The sequence below is a fragment of the Arthrobacter koreensis genome (genome assembly GCF_009193255.1).
GTDB classification, from domain to species: Bacteria; Actinomycetota; Actinomycetes; order Actinomycetales; family Micrococcaceae; genus Arthrobacter_B; species Arthrobacter_B koreensis.
Genome location: NZ_WACG01000007.1, coordinates 152,684 through 167,421, shown reverse-complemented (window position 1 = coordinate 167,421; position 14,738 = coordinate 152,684). Strand labels below are relative to the sequence as shown.

At 66.0% G+C, this 14,738-nt stretch carries 16 protein-coding genes; 2 read left to right on the top strand and 14 right to left on the bottom strand.

Annotated elements, in window-relative coordinates; genetic code table 11:
* Positions 1-1,050 carry a recombinase RecA gene (gene recA / locus GD628_RS14815; RefSeq protein ID WP_091606123.1) on the bottom strand — a complete coding sequence of 350 codons (1,050 nt, stop codon included), beginning with the start codon at positions 1,048-1,050 and terminating at the stop codon, positions 1-3.
* A gap of 211 nt (positions 1,051-1,261) precedes the next feature.
* A complete protein-coding gene (locus GD628_RS14810) occupies positions 1,262-1,486 on the bottom strand; it encodes a DUF3046 domain-containing protein (RefSeq protein ID WP_091606125.1) in 225 nt (74 codons plus the stop codon).
* Positions 1,487-1,587: 101 nt separating this feature from the next.
* Between GD628_RS14810 and GD628_RS14805 the strand changes: the two genes are divergently transcribed.
* Positions 1,588-2,064, top strand: a complete 477-nt coding sequence (locus tag GD628_RS14805; RefSeq protein ID WP_091606128.1) for a MarR family winged helix-turn-helix transcriptional regulator — start codon at positions 1,588-1,590, stop codon at positions 2,062-2,064.
* Positions 2,065-2,154: 90 nt separating this feature from the next.
* Here the strand turns inward: GD628_RS14805 and GD628_RS14800 are convergent, their stop codons facing one another.
* The 6 genes from GD628_RS14800 to dapA form a co-directional block, all read right to left on the bottom strand.
* The gene (locus tag GD628_RS14800; protein WP_091606131.1) at positions 2,155-2,580 is read right to left on the bottom strand and encodes a helix-turn-helix domain-containing protein; all 426 of its coding nucleotides are present in this window, start codon (positions 2,578-2,580) and stop codon (positions 2,155-2,157) included.
* 164 nt (positions 2,581-2,744) lie between these two features.
* A complete protein-coding gene (locus GD628_RS14795; RefSeq protein WP_226802573.1) occupies positions 2,745-3,218 on the bottom strand; it encodes a CinA family protein in 474 nt (157 codons plus the stop codon).
* The gene (gene pgsA, locus GD628_RS14790; RefSeq protein ID WP_091606137.1) at positions 3,215-3,820 is read right to left on the bottom strand and encodes a CDP-diacylglycerol--glycerol-3-phosphate 3-phosphatidyltransferase; all 606 of its coding nucleotides are present in this window, start codon (positions 3,818-3,820) and stop codon (positions 3,215-3,217) included. Before pgsA ends, GD628_RS14795 begins: the two co-directional genes overlap by 4 nt.
* A 19-nt stretch (positions 3,821-3,839) precedes the next feature.
* Positions 3,840-6,689, bottom strand: a complete 2,850-nt coding sequence (locus tag GD628_RS14785) for an FtsK/SpoIIIE family DNA translocase (RefSeq protein WP_152275243.1) — start codon at positions 6,687-6,689, stop codon at positions 3,840-3,842.
* 111 nt (positions 6,690-6,800) lie between these two features.
* Positions 6,801-8,492: a ribonuclease J gene (locus GD628_RS14780; RefSeq protein WP_152275242.1), complete on the bottom strand. Its 1,692-nt coding sequence runs from the start codon at positions 8,490-8,492 to the stop codon at positions 6,801-6,803.
* A 6-nt stretch (positions 8,493-8,498) separates the two neighbouring features.
* The gene (gene dapA, locus GD628_RS14775; RefSeq protein ID WP_152275241.1) at positions 8,499-9,419 is read right to left on the bottom strand and encodes a 4-hydroxy-tetrahydrodipicolinate synthase; all 921 of its coding nucleotides are present in this window, start codon (positions 9,417-9,419) and stop codon (positions 8,499-8,501) included.
* 89 nt (positions 9,420-9,508) lie between these two features.
* Here dapA and GD628_RS14770 point away from each other — a divergent pair, with 89 nt between their 5' ends.
* Positions 9,509-10,681: a heparan-alpha-glucosaminide N-acetyltransferase domain-containing protein gene (locus GD628_RS14770; protein WP_152275240.1), complete on the top strand. Its 1,173-nt coding sequence runs from the start codon at positions 9,509-9,511 to the stop codon at positions 10,679-10,681.
* Between the two features lie 67 nt (positions 10,682-10,748).
* On the opposite strand, the gene GD628_RS14765 is transcribed toward GD628_RS14770, so the two are convergent.
* From GD628_RS14765 to GD628_RS14740, 6 genes are read right to left on the bottom strand one after another with little or no spacing between them, the layout of a single operon-like run.
* Entirely contained in the window at positions 10,749-11,231 is a 483-nt protein-coding gene (locus GD628_RS14765) for a hypothetical protein (RefSeq protein ID WP_091606148.1), read from the bottom strand.
* Positions 11,232-11,242: 11 nt separating this feature from the next.
* Complete coding sequence (gene dapB / locus GD628_RS14760) at positions 11,243-12,001, bottom strand: 4-hydroxy-tetrahydrodipicolinate reductase (RefSeq protein ID WP_152275239.1); 759 nt, start codon at positions 11,999-12,001, stop codon at positions 11,243-11,245.
* 16 nt (positions 12,002-12,017) lie between these two features.
* A complete protein-coding gene (locus GD628_RS14755) occupies positions 12,018-12,458 on the bottom strand; it encodes a molybdenum cofactor biosynthesis protein MoaE (RefSeq protein WP_152275238.1) in 441 nt (146 codons plus the stop codon).
* Positions 12,448-12,948 carry a MogA/MoaB family molybdenum cofactor biosynthesis protein gene (locus GD628_RS14750; protein WP_152275237.1) on the bottom strand — a complete coding sequence of 167 codons (501 nt, stop codon included), beginning with the start codon at positions 12,946-12,948 and terminating at the stop codon, positions 12,448-12,450. The genes GD628_RS14755 and GD628_RS14750 overlap by 11 nt, the downstream gene beginning before the upstream one ends.
* Complete coding sequence (moaC, locus tag GD628_RS14745) at positions 12,945-13,439, bottom strand: cyclic pyranopterin monophosphate synthase MoaC (RefSeq protein WP_091606159.1); 495 nt, start codon at positions 13,437-13,439, stop codon at positions 12,945-12,947. Before moaC ends, GD628_RS14750 begins: the two co-directional genes overlap by 4 nt.
* Before the next feature lie 42 nt (positions 13,440-13,481).
* A complete protein-coding gene (locus tag GD628_RS14740; protein ID WP_152275236.1) occupies positions 13,482-14,723 on the bottom strand; it encodes a molybdopterin molybdotransferase MoeA in 1,242 nt (413 codons plus the stop codon).
* Between the last annotated feature and the right edge of the window lie 15 nt (positions 14,724-14,738).

Here is a 14,738-nt window from a genome sequence, read left to right as displayed (position 1 = left end):
CTAGGCGCCGGCTGCTGCCGCGCTGGCCTTGCCGTCAGCTGCCTGTTCTTCGGGCTGCACGTCCACGCCGAGCTTGACCCGCAGGCGCCGCTCAATCTCGTCCGCCAGTTCCGGGTTGTCCCGGAGGAAGCGGCGGGAGTTTTCCTTACCCTGGCCCAGCTGGTCACCGTCGTAGGTGAACCAGGCACCGGACTTCTTGACGATCCCGTGCTCAACGCCCATGTCGATTAGGCCGCCTTCGCGGGAAATGCCCTGACCGTAAATGATGTCGAACTCGGCCTGCTTGAACGGCGGGGCCATCTTGTTCTTGACGATCTTGGCGCGGGTACGGTTACCAACCGGGTTGGTACCTTCCTTCAGCGTCTCGATGCGGCGTACGTCAATACGGACGGACGCGTAGAACTTCAGTGCCTTGCCACCGGTGGTGGTTTCCGGGCTGCCGAAGAACACACCGATCTTTTCACGCAGCTGGTTGATGAAAATGGCGGTGGTCTTGGTCTGGCTCAGGCGGCCGGTGATCTTACGCAGCGCCTGGCTCATGAGCCGTGCCTGCAGGCCAACATGGCTGTCGCCCATTTCGCCTTCGATTTCAGCGCGGGGCACAAGGGCGGCCACGGAGTCGATGACCACAATGTCCAGTGAGCCCGAGCCGACCAGCATGTCCATGATCTCGAGCGCCTGCTCGCCGGTGTCCGGCTGGGAAACCAGCAGGGCGTCGGTGTCAACGCCGAGCTTCTTGGCGTACTCCGGGTCCAGGGCGTGCTCAGCGTCAATGAACGCGGCGATACCGCCGTTTTTCTGCGCGTTCGCAACGGCGTGGAGCGCCACCGTGGTCTTACCGGAAGATTCGGGTCCGTAGATCTCCACGACGCGGCCGCGGGGAAGGCCGCCAATGCCCAGCGCAATGTCCAGCGCAATGGAGCTGGTGGAGATTGTTTCGATCGGGGCGCGCGTCTCGTCGCCAAGCCGCATGATCGAGCCCTTGCCGAACTGCTTGTCGATCTGGGCCAGTGCTGCTTCGAGTGCTTTGGCGCGGTCTGGAGCGGCCATTCTTCACCTCTGTTGTTGTGGCTGTTGCTGATATTCCCGGCCCGTGGGCCGACTGTCGGTTGCTCACTGTGAACCGTATGCGACGGCACTGACACTGCCGCGGCGGCCAGGTGCCGGTGTGGACAGCCGGAGCGGGGCGGACCAGTTGCTGCCCCTGTGTAGGAGCATATCGGGATCCGAACAGATATTCGAATAGATCGCTCCCGCGTGTCTACGACTGCTTGGGTTTGATGTCCCGCCCCAGCCTGCGCTCCGGCGGGACCTCCTGCATCTCGCAGACCTCCAGCCAGACCCTTTTGGGGTCCGTTCCGCTATCCAGTGCCTGCTGCGCGGTCCGGCCGCCCAGACCGGTCAGGACGAGGTCCGCCGCCAGCACGCGGGAGTACGCAGACCCGAATTCATCATCCATGAGCCGCCAGAAATCACTGATACGCATCAATTAATCGTCTCACGCCCGGGTGGCGCCCCGCTCCCCAACCCGGTCCGTGCTTCCCGCTCCGGCCCGGCCGCCCGCCCTCCGCCGCCTAGAATGGCTGTATGACCGACAAGCCCCCGGCAGCCGCTTCCAGTTCGAACCAGGCCATCGAGAACCTCGAACAGGAACTCAGCGTCCTGTGGCGCCGGGCGCGCGCTGCCTCCCAGCGTGTGGCACGGGCCGTGCACCCGGACCTCGAGCCGGCAGCCTATGGCCTGCTCGTCCTCCTGCAGCGGCGGGGTCCGCTGCGCCTGACGGACGTTGCTGCGGCCATCGGAGTGGGCAAACCTTCCGTGAGCCGCCAGATCGTCATGCTCGAGTCCCTGGGACTAGTGGAGAAGCAGGCGGATCCGGAGGACGGCCGGGCACAGACCATCAGCCTGACCGAATCCGGAAGTGAGCAGCTCGCGCGCACCCAGCGTGCCCGCGAGAAGCACTTCCGCGCCCTGCTGGCTTCCTGGGACGAGGACGAGGTGCATACCCTCAGCCTCCTGCTCCACAAACTCAACGCTTCGCAGGTGCCGGAGGGCTCCAAGTAGCCTGCCCCAAACGACGAAAGACCCCGCCCGGAGGCGGGGTCTTTCGAGTATGTCTTTGGGGCGGACAGCTCACACTGCTGTCCGAGGTTGTTACGGCGTGCGGGCCAGGTCCCGAGCCAGGTCCTCCGGGAACTCGCGGGCGAACTCGCGCGAGAACTCCGTTGGAACAGTATCGGGAATGGAAACGCCTTCGGCGCTGGCCACACGGTCACTGACCTCACGAAGCATCAGGGACAGAGGTACATCGAGGGCACTGCAGATAGAGGACAGGAGTTCAGAAGAAGCTTCCTTCTGGCCCCGCTCAACTTCGCTCAGGTAACCGAGCGAAACCCGGGCACTGTGCGACACCTCACGCAGGGTACGGCCCTGGCGCTGGCGTACATCACGGAGTACATCACCAATCTCGTGGCGTAGAACTACCATTTTGCGCTCCTTAGGCTCCCGGTGTGCATCTTCCGCCAACCCTACATCCCGCCAGCGAATGACGCCGTTCACGGACACGGGTTGCTTCACCATGTGTATGTCCTGCTCCCTATATCGATCCGACCGCGGTTCGAACCGCGGAATGTCTACGATCCTAAACCGGAAACCTTGGTGGTTCCTGATACTAGTAACTCATGCCCCGGCGGATTTGTTCCCGTACCCGTTCCGGATCCTCCAGACACCGTCTCCGGCAGCTGCTAAGCGGCACCCAGCTCGACGGCGAGCAGGTCCAGGGCGGCAGCGCAGGCCTGGCTGCGGATCGAGGCCCGGTCCCCCGTGAAATGGAACTCCCGTGCACTACTGCCGGATGCTGCCGCGACCCCGATGAAGACGGTACCAACGGGTTTTCCGTCGTGGGGCTCGGGTCCGGCCACGCCCGTGGTGGAAATTCCAATCTCCGCGTCGAGGAGCCGCCGCACCCCCGCAGCCATCTGTTCGGCCACGCGGGCATCCACTGAACCGGCTGCCTGTAGAAGGGACCCGTCCACGCCAAGCACGCTCTCCTTCACGGAGTTCTGGTAGGCGACCACTCCCCCCTGGAGAACCGCGGATGCGCCGGGCACGGTGCCCAGTTCGGCCGCGACCATGCCTGCGGTCAGTGACTCCGCTGCTGCGATCCGTGTTCGTGTGGCGGCCGCGGCCGCTACCACCAGCTCCGCCGGGGTGCTCACGATGCCGTCCCCGGGTTCCTGCGGGCGCCGGAACGCAGCCGGACCGCCTGCACCACGTAATCAAGTCCGGTCACCACGGTGACGACGACGGCGGCGGCCATCACTGCGGCGCTGATCCACCAGGCCCAGTCCCCGAGCCAGGACGTGAGGGGAAGCAGGAACAGGAAGATAGCGAACGTCTGGATGACGGTCTTGAGCTTCCCTCCGCGGGACGCCGCCATTACCCCGTAGCGGATTACTACGAACCGCATCACGGTGATGCCGATTTCCCTCACCAGGATCACGATCGTCACCCACCACCAGAGCTCGCCCAAGATGGAAAGCATGACCAGCGCCGAGCCGATCAGCAGCTTGTCAGCGATTGGATCGGCAATCTTGCCAAAGTCAGTGATCAGGCCGCGGCTGCGCGCCAGGTCGCCGTCGAGCTTATCGGTGTAGATGGCGACGGCGAACGTGGCCACGGCCAGCCAGCGGAAGAGCCCGTCCCTGCCGTCGTCGGCCACGAGGAACCAGATAAACAGGGGCACCATGACGATGCGGATGACCGTCAGGACGTTGGCGATATTGAGGGTGGGGACCCGCTCGGTTCCAGAATTGCTCACAAAACCAGCCTAACCGGATTCAGCGCCCGGTGAGGTTCCAGGCATCCTCGGATCCTTCGCCGTCATCGCCGGAGCCTTCAGCGCCGTCGTAATAATCCTGTGCCTGCGGCCGTGAGTCCAGGTCCTGTGCCACCAGGTCCACGGGACCGCCGGACTCGAAGCCCTGGTTGACGTTGGCGTTGTCCGCCAGGGCCGCAACCTCTGCGGCCTCCGGACCGGCCAGCGCTTCCCCGCCCTGGATCGCTGCCAGCGTTGCCGCCAGGTCGTCCGGTTTCACCAGCACGTCGCGGGCCTTGGACCCCTCTGAGGGACCAACCACGCCGCGGGACTCGAGCAGGTCCATAAGGCGCCCCGCCTTGGCGAAGCCGACGCGCAGCTTGCGCTGGAGCATGGAGGTGGAGCCGAACTGCGTGGTCACCACCAGTTCGGTGGCCTGCAGCAGCACGTCGAGGTCGTCTCCGATGTCGTCGTCGATCTGCTTCTTCGGCGCCGTGACGGTGACGTCCTCACGGTAGGTAGCCTGCAGCTGGTTCTTGACGTGCTCCACCACGCGGTGGATTTCTGATTCGGTGACCCAGGCGCCCTGGACACGGATCGGCTTGTTCGAGCCCATCGGCAGGAACAGCGCGTCGCCCTGGCCCAGCAGCTTTTCGGCACCGGGCTGGTCCAGGACCACGCGGGAGTCCGTGACCGAGGACGTCGCGAACGCCATCCGGGACGGAACGTTGGCCTTGATCAGGCCGGTGACGACGTCGACGGACGGGCGCTGCGTGGCCAGGACCAGGTGGATGCCGGCCGCGCGGGCGAGCTGCGTGATGCGGACGATCGAGTCTTCCACGTCTCTCGGAGCGACCATCATCAGGTCCGCGAGTTCGTCCACGATCACCAGCAGGTACGGGTAGGGCTTCAGGACGCGCTTGGACCCGGCCGGCGGGACCACGTTGCCGTTGCGGACTGCCTTGTTGAAGTCGTCGATGTGCTTGTAGCCGAAGTTCGCGAGGTCGTCATAGCGGGTGTCCATCTCCCGGACCACCCACTGCAGCGCCTCGGCGGCCTTTTTCGGGTTGGTGATGATGGGAGTGATCAGGTGCGGAACGCCTTCGTACGCGGTCAGTTCCACGCGCTTGGGGTCCACCATGACCATGCGCACCTCGTCCGGGGTTGAACGCATGAGGATCGAGGTGATCATTGAGTTCACGAAGGATGACTTACCGGCACCGGTTGCACCGGCTACGAGCAGGTGAGGCATCTTGGCCAGGTTCGCGACGACGAACCCGCCCTCAACGTCCTTGCCCACGCCCATGACCATGGGGTGCTCGGTCTTGCGGGCCGCGTTCGAGCGCAGCACGTCGCCCAGGGCGACGACTTCCTTGTCCGCATTGGGAATCTCGATGCCGATCGCGGACTTGCCGGGGATCGGCGACAGGATCCGCACGTCGGAGCTGGCCACGGCGTAGGAAATGTTCTTGGACAGCGCCGTCACGCGCTCCACCTTGGTGCCTTCGCCCAGTTCGATCTCATACCGGGTAACGGTCGGACCGCGGGAGAACCCGGTGACCTTGGCATCAACGTTGAACTGCTCGAGCGTGCGGGTCAGGGCGGCAACGACGGCGTCGTTGGCTTCCGAGCGCTCCTTGGCCGGCGGGCCGGAGGGCAGGAACTCCGACGGCGGAAGCGTGTAGGTGACGTCCCCGGACAGCTGCAGCTGTTCGGTGCGCTGCGGGATAGGAGCCGACGGCGGCACATGGGCCACGGGACGTGAAGGCACCGGCGGAACAGGCGGAGCGGCCACCAGCGAGGCTGCTGCCTCCGGAACCAGGGAAATGGCTTCCGTGGGCGGCTCGGCGTCTTCCAGGCCCTGGTCGCGGCGCAGCTTCTGGGTGGCGAGCTCGGACTTGGTGGGCCGGCGGACGCCCGGCGGTACCTGCGGCTCGGCTGCGGCGGCGGCTTCGGCCCGCTCTTCCTCGTCGCGCAGCAGGGCTGCCTCGAACGCCTCGTCCCCGGCGAAACCGTCGCTGTGCTCCTGCTCGGCTTCCTTCCTGGCGCGGCCAAAGCGGCGTTCCTTCTTCGGCTTGGCAGGGCGGTCCGTGGAGTAGAGGTAGCTCTGGTCGTGGGCTTCGGGATCGTCGTCGGCCAGGTCCTGGCCCATGAGGTGCTCATACAGGGCACGCAGCCGCAGCGGAATGTGCCGGAACGGTGTCGCGGTGACGATCAGGACGGAGATGAACACCAGCAGCGACAGCAGGATGATGACAGGCCACTGGGTGATTGCGGCGGAGAGGGGCCCGGCGACGAGGAATCCAACAATTCCGCCGGAGACCCAGAGGCGGTCGAACCCGTCGGATAGGGCCGGCGCTCCGCCAATCAGGTGTGTCAGGCCCGCCCCGGCGCAGGCCATGATGGTCAGGCCGATGCTGATGCGGCCGTTGGCCCGGTGCCGTTCCGGATACCGGAAGAGGCGTACGGAGGCGGTGAGGAGCATAAACGGCAGCACCACGGCCATCCAGCCGAAAGTGCCTGCGGCACCGGCGTGGATTACATCGGCCACGGGGCCGCGGAGTGCCCACCACTCAACGGTGGCAATGAGCAGTGCGGAGAGGATCAGGAAGAAACCGGTTCCGTCCCGGCGGATCTCCCGGTCCGGCACGACGTCGGTGCCCAGTTTGCGGATTCCGGCGCCGACGATGCGGGCAACGCCCATCCAGGCGCCCTGCACGGCCCGCAGCGGGAGCGGAAGCGTCTCTTCGGGCTGGGTCTTGGCCGGGGTGCGGCTGGAAGACTTCCCGCGCTGCGCGGACTTCCCGCCGCCGCGGGCTGGAGTCCGGCTGGAGGAACTGCCGCGCGCGGCAGGGGAAGTACGAGTCGCCATAGGTGCCACGCTACCGGACAGCGGGGAAAAACCGGCGAATATACGCGCCAACCGGGCGCTCTTCCTTCCCCGGACAGGAACCCGTCCGGGGAAGGAAACCGGCTTGTGAGCCTAGGCCTCGAGGACCACCGGAACGATCATCGGGCGGCGGCGGAGCCTGCGGTTGACCCAGGTTCCCACCACTCGGCGGACCACCTGCTGCAGCTGGTAGGCAGTATGGTCCCGGTTGGAGGTCACAGCCTCTTCGAGTGCCTTGCTGATCTTCGGCTTGATCTCGTTGAACACTGCGTCGTCTTCAGCGAAGCCGCGGGCATGGATCTCCGGACCGGACACGATGGTGCCAGTGCTGCGGTTCACCACGGTGATGACTGAGATGAAGCCTTCCTCGCCGAGGATCCTGCGGTCCTTGAGGTCGGTGTCGGTTATCTCGCCAACGCTGGAGCCGTCCACGTAGACGAAGCCGCAGTCGATGGCGCCAACGACCTTCGCCTTGCCGTTCACCAGGTCCACTACGGTTCCGTCGTCCGCCAGGATGATGTTCTCTTCCGGGACGCCGGTCTGGATCGCGAGCTTGCCGTTGGCGATCAGGTGCCGGGTCTCGCCGTGCACGGGCATGGCATTCCTGGGCTTGAGGATGTTGTACGTGTACAGCAGTTCCCCGGCGGAGGCGTGGCCTGAAACGTGGATCTTGGCGGTGCCCTTGTGCACCACGTCGGCGCCGAGCTTCATGAGGCCGTTAATCACACGGAACACCGCGTTCTCGTTGCCCGGGATCAGGGATGAGGCGAGGATGACGGTGTCACCCTTGCCGATGCTGATCCGGTGGTCGCCGTTGGCCATGCGGGACAGTGCTGCCATCGGCTCGCCCTGCGAACCCGTGGACATCAGGACCAGTTTGTGGTCCGGCATGTTGTCCACGTTCTTCAGGTCCACCAGGATGCCGTCGGGGACGTGCAGGTAGCCGAGCTTCTCCGCAATGGCCATGTTGCGGACCATGGAGCGGCCCACGAAGCAGACCTTGCGCCCGTGGGCTGCAGCGGCGTCGAGCACCTGCTGCACGCGGTGGATGTGCGAGGAGAAGGACGCAACGATGATGCGCTTCTTGACCTTGCCGAAGAGCTCCTCGAGTACCGGGCCGATTGCTCCTTCCGGGGAGGTGAAGCCCGGCACGTCCGCGTTGGTGGAGTCCGCCATGTACAGGTCCACGCCTTCTTCGCCGAGGCGGGCGAAGGCGCGGAGGTCCGTGATGCGTCCATCCAGGGGCAGCTGGTCCATCTTGAAGTCACCGGTGTGCAGCACGTTGCCTGCCCGGGTGCGGATAAAGACTGCGAGGGCATCGGGAATGGAGTGGTTGACGGCCACGAATTCGCATTCGAACGGACCGAACTGCTCGACCTGGCCTTCCGTCACGGTCAGGGTGAAGGGCTTGATGCGGTGCTCCTGCAGCTTCGCTTCGATCAGTGCCAGCGTCAGCTGCGAACCGATCAGCGGGATGTCCTTCTTCAGGCGCAGCAGGTAGGGAACCGCACCGATGTGGTCCTCGTGGCCGTGGGTGAGCACAACGCCCACGACGTCGTCCAGCCGGTCCTCAATGTAGGAGAAGTCCGGCAGGATCAGGTCGACGCCGGGCTGGGTCTCTTCGGGGAAGAGCACGCCGCAGTCGACGATGAGGAGTTTGCCGTCGATCTCGAAGACGGCCATGTTGCGGCCGATTTCTCCGAGTCCTCCCAGCGGAACGATTCGCAGCGTTCCGTCTTTGAGGCGGGGAGGGGTTTGCAGAGCGTTGCCCGCAGCTTCAATCATGTTTTATTACGCCTTGTCCTGGGAAAAGTCCCATCCTGCTTCGGCCAGGTCCGCCAGGACAGCTTCCATTTCGATGGCATCGGGAGCAACCAGCGGCAGCCGTACGGCCGCGTTGGGGATCACTCCCTGCATCTTCAGGATCTGCTTGGCGGAAATGGCACCTGGTATGTGTGTCATTACGGCTCGCACTACCGGATCCAGTTCGAAGTGGATCCTGCGGGCCTTGTCAAAATCTCCTGCGGCGGCCGCGTCAACGAGGGCACGGAAGGCACCGGTGGCAACGTGGGCACTGACGCTGACGACGCCGGCCGCTCCGGCCACCATCCACGGCAGCGTCAGTCCGTCGTCACCGGCGTAGACGTCGAGCGTGGTGTTTGCCAGGACGCGGGTTACGGCCGCGAAATCGGCCTTGGCGTCCTTGAGCGCCAGGACCTTGGGGCTCTCCGCGAGGCGGAACATCGTCTCCGTGGCGATGGGAATTCCGGCGCGGCCCGGAATGTCATAGATCATGATGGGCAGGTCGCTTGCCGCCGATACCGCGTCAAAGTGGGCGATGACGCCCGCCTGCGTCGGCTTGTTGTAGTACGGGGTCACTACCAGCTGGCCGTCGGCGCCGGCGCGCTCGGCGCGGCGGGCCATCTCGACGGAGTGGGAGGTGTGGTTGGTTCCGGTACCGGCAATGACTTTCGCCCGGCCGCCGACGGTCTGCGCCACGACACGGAAAAGGTCTTCCTTTTCGCTGTCCTCAAGCGTGGAGGTTTCGCCGGTGGTTCCCGAAACAACCAGGCCGTCGCAGCCATCCTCAACCAGCTTGTTGGCCAGGAACGCAGTGGCGTCGAAGTCAACTTCTCCGTCTGCTGTGAAAGGGGTGACCATGGCGGTCACCAGGGTTCCAAACGGACGGGAACGAATATCAGAGTCTGCCATGGGTAAAACGTTACCTGTTGGAGCTGCGATTGGGACAAACGGACACCCTCGCAGCCCTGGCAGTCCGGGCCCTGTGAGACGATTCTGGAATGAGCAGAACGCGTCTGACGGGCATCGATGCGGCCCGCGGGGTGGCGCTGCTGGGCATGATGTCCACCCACATTTTCCCGTTGTATGATCCTGCGACGGGTGAACCCACGTTCGTGGCACTGGCTTTCTCCGGCCGGGCCTCTGCCCTGTTCGCCGTCGTAGCCGGCATTGGCCTTGCCCTGCTCACCGGCGGGACGAACCCGGGAACCGGCCGCTCGCCCGGTGCCAGCCGGCGCGGCATTGCGGCCCGTGCCGCGGTGATCGCCCTGGTGGGCCTGCTGCTGGGCGGGCTGGACACGTCAATTGCCATCATCCTGTTCCATTACGCCGTGCTGTTCCTGATGGTGCTGCCCTTCACCTCCATGTCCCTAGGCAGGCTTGCAGCGTGGGCAGGCGGGTGGATTTGCCTCTCCCCCGTCCTGGCGTACCTGGTGCGGCCCTGGCTGCAGGAGAACCTCAACCCGCCGGACGTGGGCGGGAACATCACCTGGGAACACTTTGCCGAGCCGGCCACCCTTGCTGCCGACGTGTTCTTCACCGGCTTCTATCCCACCGTGCAGTGGCTGAGCTACCTGCTGGTGGGAATGGTCATCGGGCGCCTGGACCTCCGGTCCCTGCCGGTGCAGGCGGGACTGGTGATCGGCGGAATCTTCTCTGCCGTTGCCGCTAAGTACATCAGTGCCTACCTGCTCATCGATGCCGGCGGCTTCGCGGAACTGCTGGCAACGGAATCCGGCCGGCGCTGGCCGATCGGCCGGATGCTGGAGGTCAACCTCACCGGCGTCGAGCAATCCGGCTCCTGGTGGTGGCTTGCGGTGAGTGCACCGCACTCGGGAACCACGCTGGACCTGCTGCACACCTGCGGCACATCGGCCGCCGTCGTTGGCGCCTGCCTGCTGCTGACCCGGGCACGCCCGAACCTGCTGCTGCCGCTCTCCGCCGCAGGCGCCATGACCCTCACGCTCTACAGCATGCACATCTGGGTAATGGCGATAGTTGACGCGCAGGATCCTCCGCTGGACCCGTCCTGGGTGTTCTGGCCGCAGGCAGCTGCCGCAGTGCTGCTCGGAATCGCCTTCTTCAAGCTCGGTTCCCGCGGACCGCTGGAGACCGTGGCTTCGGGTGCCTCACGGCTGGCTCGGGATGGGAAACTCACCGGGGAGCGGCGTTAGGCACCCACACGGCGGTAAGACGGCGGAACCAGCCAGCCGGCTGAAAGAGTCAGCTGGCCGGAACTGGTCAGCTGGCCGGAACTGAGGCGCTGAACAGCTTGCCGGCCTCGCGCATCGACGAACGGGCACGCTTGCGGTCCCCGGCGGCGTCGTAGGCGCAGGAGAGGCGGAACCAGGCACGCCACTGTTCCGGGTCCGCCTCCACCTCGGCCTGGTATTTGGGGAACTCGGCGTCTGCGGCTTCGCGGACAATCCGGCCGCCCGGGGTGCGCGGCAGGTTGTCAACCGGCAGGCCGCCCTCGTCCGCGAGGATCCGGGCCATCTTCTCGGTCTTCACGCCGAAGAGCAGCTCACGGACCAGCGCCCAGACACCGACCGCGGGCAGGACGAAGTACGCCGCACCCATCGCTTTCGTCACGAGCCCGTCGGAAGTCAGCAGCAGCCAGCCGCGCTGGGCGACCACCAGGATGTAGAACACCAGGAGCACCGTGACCAGCAGGACGCCGATCTTGGCCTTGTTTTGGAACAGTCCGGAGAAGAAAGTGGACAACGCAGGTTTCCTTAGGCGTTCAGGTTGAGGTAGCCGTCGAGTCCGACGGTGAGGCCCGGGTGCGCAGCTACTTCGCGCAGGCCCAGGAGGACACCGGGCATGAAGGAGGCCCGGTCGTACGAATCGTGGCGGATGGTGAGCTGCTCGCCCTCGCCGCCCAGCAGGACTTCCTGGTGCGCAACCAGCCCGCGAAGGCGCACCGAGTGCACCCGGATGCCGTCGACGTCGGCACCGCGGGCACCCGGGACCTCCTTGGTGGTTGCGTCCGGAGACGCCGGGATACCGGCCTCCGCCCGGGCGGCAGCCATAAGCTCCGCGGTGCGGACGGCGGTGCCCGACGGCGCATCCACCTTGTTGGGGTGGTGCAGCTCAACGATTTCCACCGATTCGAAGTACCGTGCCGCCTTGGCCGCGAACGCGGAGGCGAGCACGGAGCCGAGGGCGAAGTTCGGGGCGATCAGCACGCCGGTCTCGGGGTGCCCGGCAAGCAGGGCGTCCAGCCGCTCGAGGCGCCCGGCGTCCCAGCCGGTGGTCCCCACCACCGCGTGCATGCCGTGTTCGACGGCGAAGCGGACATTGGCCTCGGTGCTGTCCGGAACGGTCAGGTCCACCACGTACCGCGCGCCGGCGGATACCAGGGTCTGCAGCGGATCCTTCCGGCCAAGCGCAGCTACCAGTTCCATGTCCGGTGCCGCTTCCACGGCTTGAACTGCTTCGGATCCCATGCGACCGGTGGCTCCCAGCACCGCGACGGGCAGTTTATTGCTCATGGATCCAGATTACCGGTCATGCCGGGGCGTTACTGACGCCTACCCACTCCACGGTGCCGTCAGCGAAGACCTGTTCCTTCCAGATGGGCACCTCCGCCTTCACGGTGTCAACCAGTTCCGAGCACGCCGCGAAGGCGGTTCCCCGGTGGGCAGAGGCCACGGCTGCCACCAGTGCGGCATCGCCGATTTCCAGCGGACCGGTTCGGTGGGCTGCCCAGATTCGCACTCCGTCATACTTCGCGGCGATCCGGACCGCAACGTCGGAGATCACCGCCGTGGCGGTTGGATGCGCACTGTAACCGAGCGAACGCACGTCCTTGCCGCCGTCGTGGTTCCGCACGATTCCGCTGAAGGTGACAACCGCGCCTGCCTCCGGCGTCCAAACCCCGGTGTAGGCGGTTTCGGTGTCCAGGGCAGAGTCACTGACAGTTGCCGCAACTACTTCGCTAGTGCTCATTGATGCCCTCCAGCTGGCCGCAGATATGTCCAAGAACCGGCTCCAGGACCTCCAGTGAATCCGTGACGCCGGACGGCGAGCCGGGCAGGTTCAGCACGAACGTCCTCCCGGCTGTCCCGGCGTATCCGCGCGTCAGCGCAGCCATGGGGGTTTTGGTCAGCCCATGCGCACGCAGCGCCTCCATGATCCCGGGAACCTGGCGGTCCAGCAGAGGCAGGGTCTGTTCCGGCGTGGCGTCCGTGGAACTGATGCCGGTCCCGCCGCTGGTGATCAACACCGAAGGCTCCAGGGCGAGCATGCGGTGCAGCGCAGCGCCAACCTGCTCGCCGTCGGGAACCACTTCGGCGAGCACAACGTCATAGCCGCGGCTGTACAGCCAGTCCTGCAGCAGCGGTCCGGCCTCATCCTGGTAGATCCCGGCAGCTGCCCGTGTGGAGGCAACCAGGATGGCGGCCGTCCGGCGCGGCGCAGGGTCGGTGCGGCGGCTCACAGGCTCCAGTCTCCGCTCTTGCCGCCGGACTTTGCCAGCACCATGATGTCTGAGACCACGGCATGCTTGTCCACGGCCTTGACCATGTCATAGAGCGTCAGCGCTGTGACCGAAACCGCGGTCAGGGCCTCCATTTCGACGCCGGTGAGGGCCTTGGTCTTCACGGTGGCCTTCATGAGGATGGTGCTCTCCTGCGGCTCGAAGTCCACGGTCACCTTGGTGATGGGCAGCGGGTGGCACAGCGGGATCAGGTTCGAGGTCTGCTTGGCGGCCATGATCCCGGCGACGCGGGATACGGCAAAGGCATCGCCTTTGGGCAGGTTTCCGTCGCTGAGCAGCCGGACCACGTCTTCGGTGGTCTTCAGGACTGCCTGGGCGGTGGCTTCGCGGGAGGTTTCGGCCTTGGCGGAGACGTCAACCATGTGGGCGGTGCCGTCCGCGCGGACGTGGGTGAGGGCCGGTGCGTCCCCGGAGCGTTCTTCCCCGGACATGTTCGGGTCCTTTCGATGGTGCTTCTAAGCCTGTGCGTTGGCTTACTCCAAGAGCCATACTGTCACTTCCGAGCCGGCTTCTACCCGTCCGGTGCCTTCCGGGACGAGGACGAGCGCGTTGGACTCGGCCAGGGCATGGACCAGGTGGGAGCCGGGCCCGCCGACCATCCCCACTCGTCCGTTGCGGAAGAGTCCCCGCCGCACCTGCAATTTTCCCTCGGGGCTGTCCGCCGTCTCGTCCAGGACCGCGCTGAGGGCGGGACGGGGCCGGGGAAGTCCGGTGAGCGCCGTCAGCGCGGGGCGCAGGAAGACCTCGAAGGAGACCAGCGCGCTGACCGGGTTGCCGGGAAACGCGAGGAACGGGACGCCGTCAACCCGGCCGGCACCCTGCGGGCCGCCCGGCTGCATCGCCACCGGGAAGAACTCGACGCCCTCCGCTTCCAGCGCAAGCCGCACTACTTCATAGGCACCCTTGCTGATGCCGCCGGTGGTCACCACAAGGTCTGCCCTGCCGGATGAGAGTTCATCGCGCAGGGCGCTCCTGAAGTCCGCCGGGGAATCCGCGAGAATCCGGGAGCGGACCACTTCCGCTCCGGCGTCGCGGAGGCTGGCCGCCAGGAGGGTGGTGTTGGCGTCGTGGATCTGTCCCGGAGCGAGGTCCTGGCCCGGTTCAACTACTTCGTCCCCGGTACTCAGCAACATCACGCGCACCGGTGCCAGCACCGGCACGGCTGCAATACCCAGGGCTGCCAGCAGGCCCAGCTGGGCCGGTCCCAGCAGCGTGCCCCCGGCAAGTGCCCGGGTTCCGGAGGGAATATCGCTGCCGGCTGTCCGGACAAACTGTCCTGCCGGGACTCCGCGCGGCAGGAGCACACGGGCCCCGGCGAGGTCTGCGGGATCGAAGAAGGAATCCGGCTGCGCACGTTCAATCGGGACGACGGCGTCCGCTCCGGCCGGAAGCATGGCGCCGGTCATGATGGGGGCCGCGGTTCCCGGGCGCAGCGCGGGGGCCGCAGCACCTGCGGGGATGGGCGCTGCTGCCTGCAGCTCGACGGTGCTCCCGTCCGGTCCGGCCAGCTCGGCGGACCTTACCGCGTAACCGTCCATCTGCGAGTTGGCGAACGGCGGCAGGCTGCGCGGCGCGGTGACGTCACCGGCCAGGATGCGTCCGGCTGCTTCGACGAGGCTGCGCTGCTGGACGCGCTGCTGCAGGCTGTCTGCCAGCAGCGCACGGACGGTGTCCTGGTGTTCTGCCACGGGATGCACCCGGCTGCCTGCACTCACGTTTCCCACCCGTAT

Coding starts and splice junctions, on each gene's coding strand:
- GD628_RS14780 (WP_152275242.1), bottom strand. CDS start 8,492: ATGATTGAAGCTGCGGGCAACGCTCTGCAAACCCCTCCCCGCCTCAAA.
- GD628_RS14810 (WP_091606125.1), bottom strand. CDS start 1,486: ATGCGTATCAGTGATTTCTGGCGGCTCATGGATGATGAATTCGGGTCT.
- GD628_RS14805 (WP_091606128.1), top strand. CDS start 1,588: ATGACCGACAAGCCCCCGGCAGCCGCTTCCAGTTCGAACCAGGCCATC.
- moaC (WP_091606159.1), bottom strand. CDS start 13,439: ATGTCCGGGGAAGAACGCTCCGGGGACGCACCGGCCCTCACCCACGTC.
- recA (WP_091606123.1), bottom strand. CDS start 1,050: ATGGCCGCTCCAGACCGCGCCAAAGCACTCGAAGCAGCACTGGCCCAG.
- GD628_RS14755 (WP_152275238.1), bottom strand. CDS start 12,458: ATGAGCACTAGCGAAGTAGTTGCGGCAACTGTCAGTGACTCTGCCCTG.
- dapB (WP_152275239.1), bottom strand. CDS start 12,001: ATGAGCAATAAACTGCCCGTCGCGGTGCTGGGAGCCACCGGTCGCATG.
- GD628_RS14770 (WP_152275240.1), top strand. CDS start 9,509: ATGAGCAGAACGCGTCTGACGGGCATCGATGCGGCCCGCGGGGTGGCG.
- dapA (WP_152275241.1), bottom strand. CDS start 9,419: ATGGCAGACTCTGATATTCGTTCCCGTCCGTTTGGAACCCTGGTGACC.
- GD628_RS14785 (WP_152275243.1), bottom strand. CDS start 6,689: ATGGCGACTCGTACTTCCCCTGCCGCGCGCGGCAGTTCCTCCAGCCGG.
- GD628_RS14800 (WP_091606131.1), bottom strand. CDS start 2,580: ATGGTGAAGCAACCCGTGTCCGTGAACGGCGTCATTCGCTGGCGGGAT.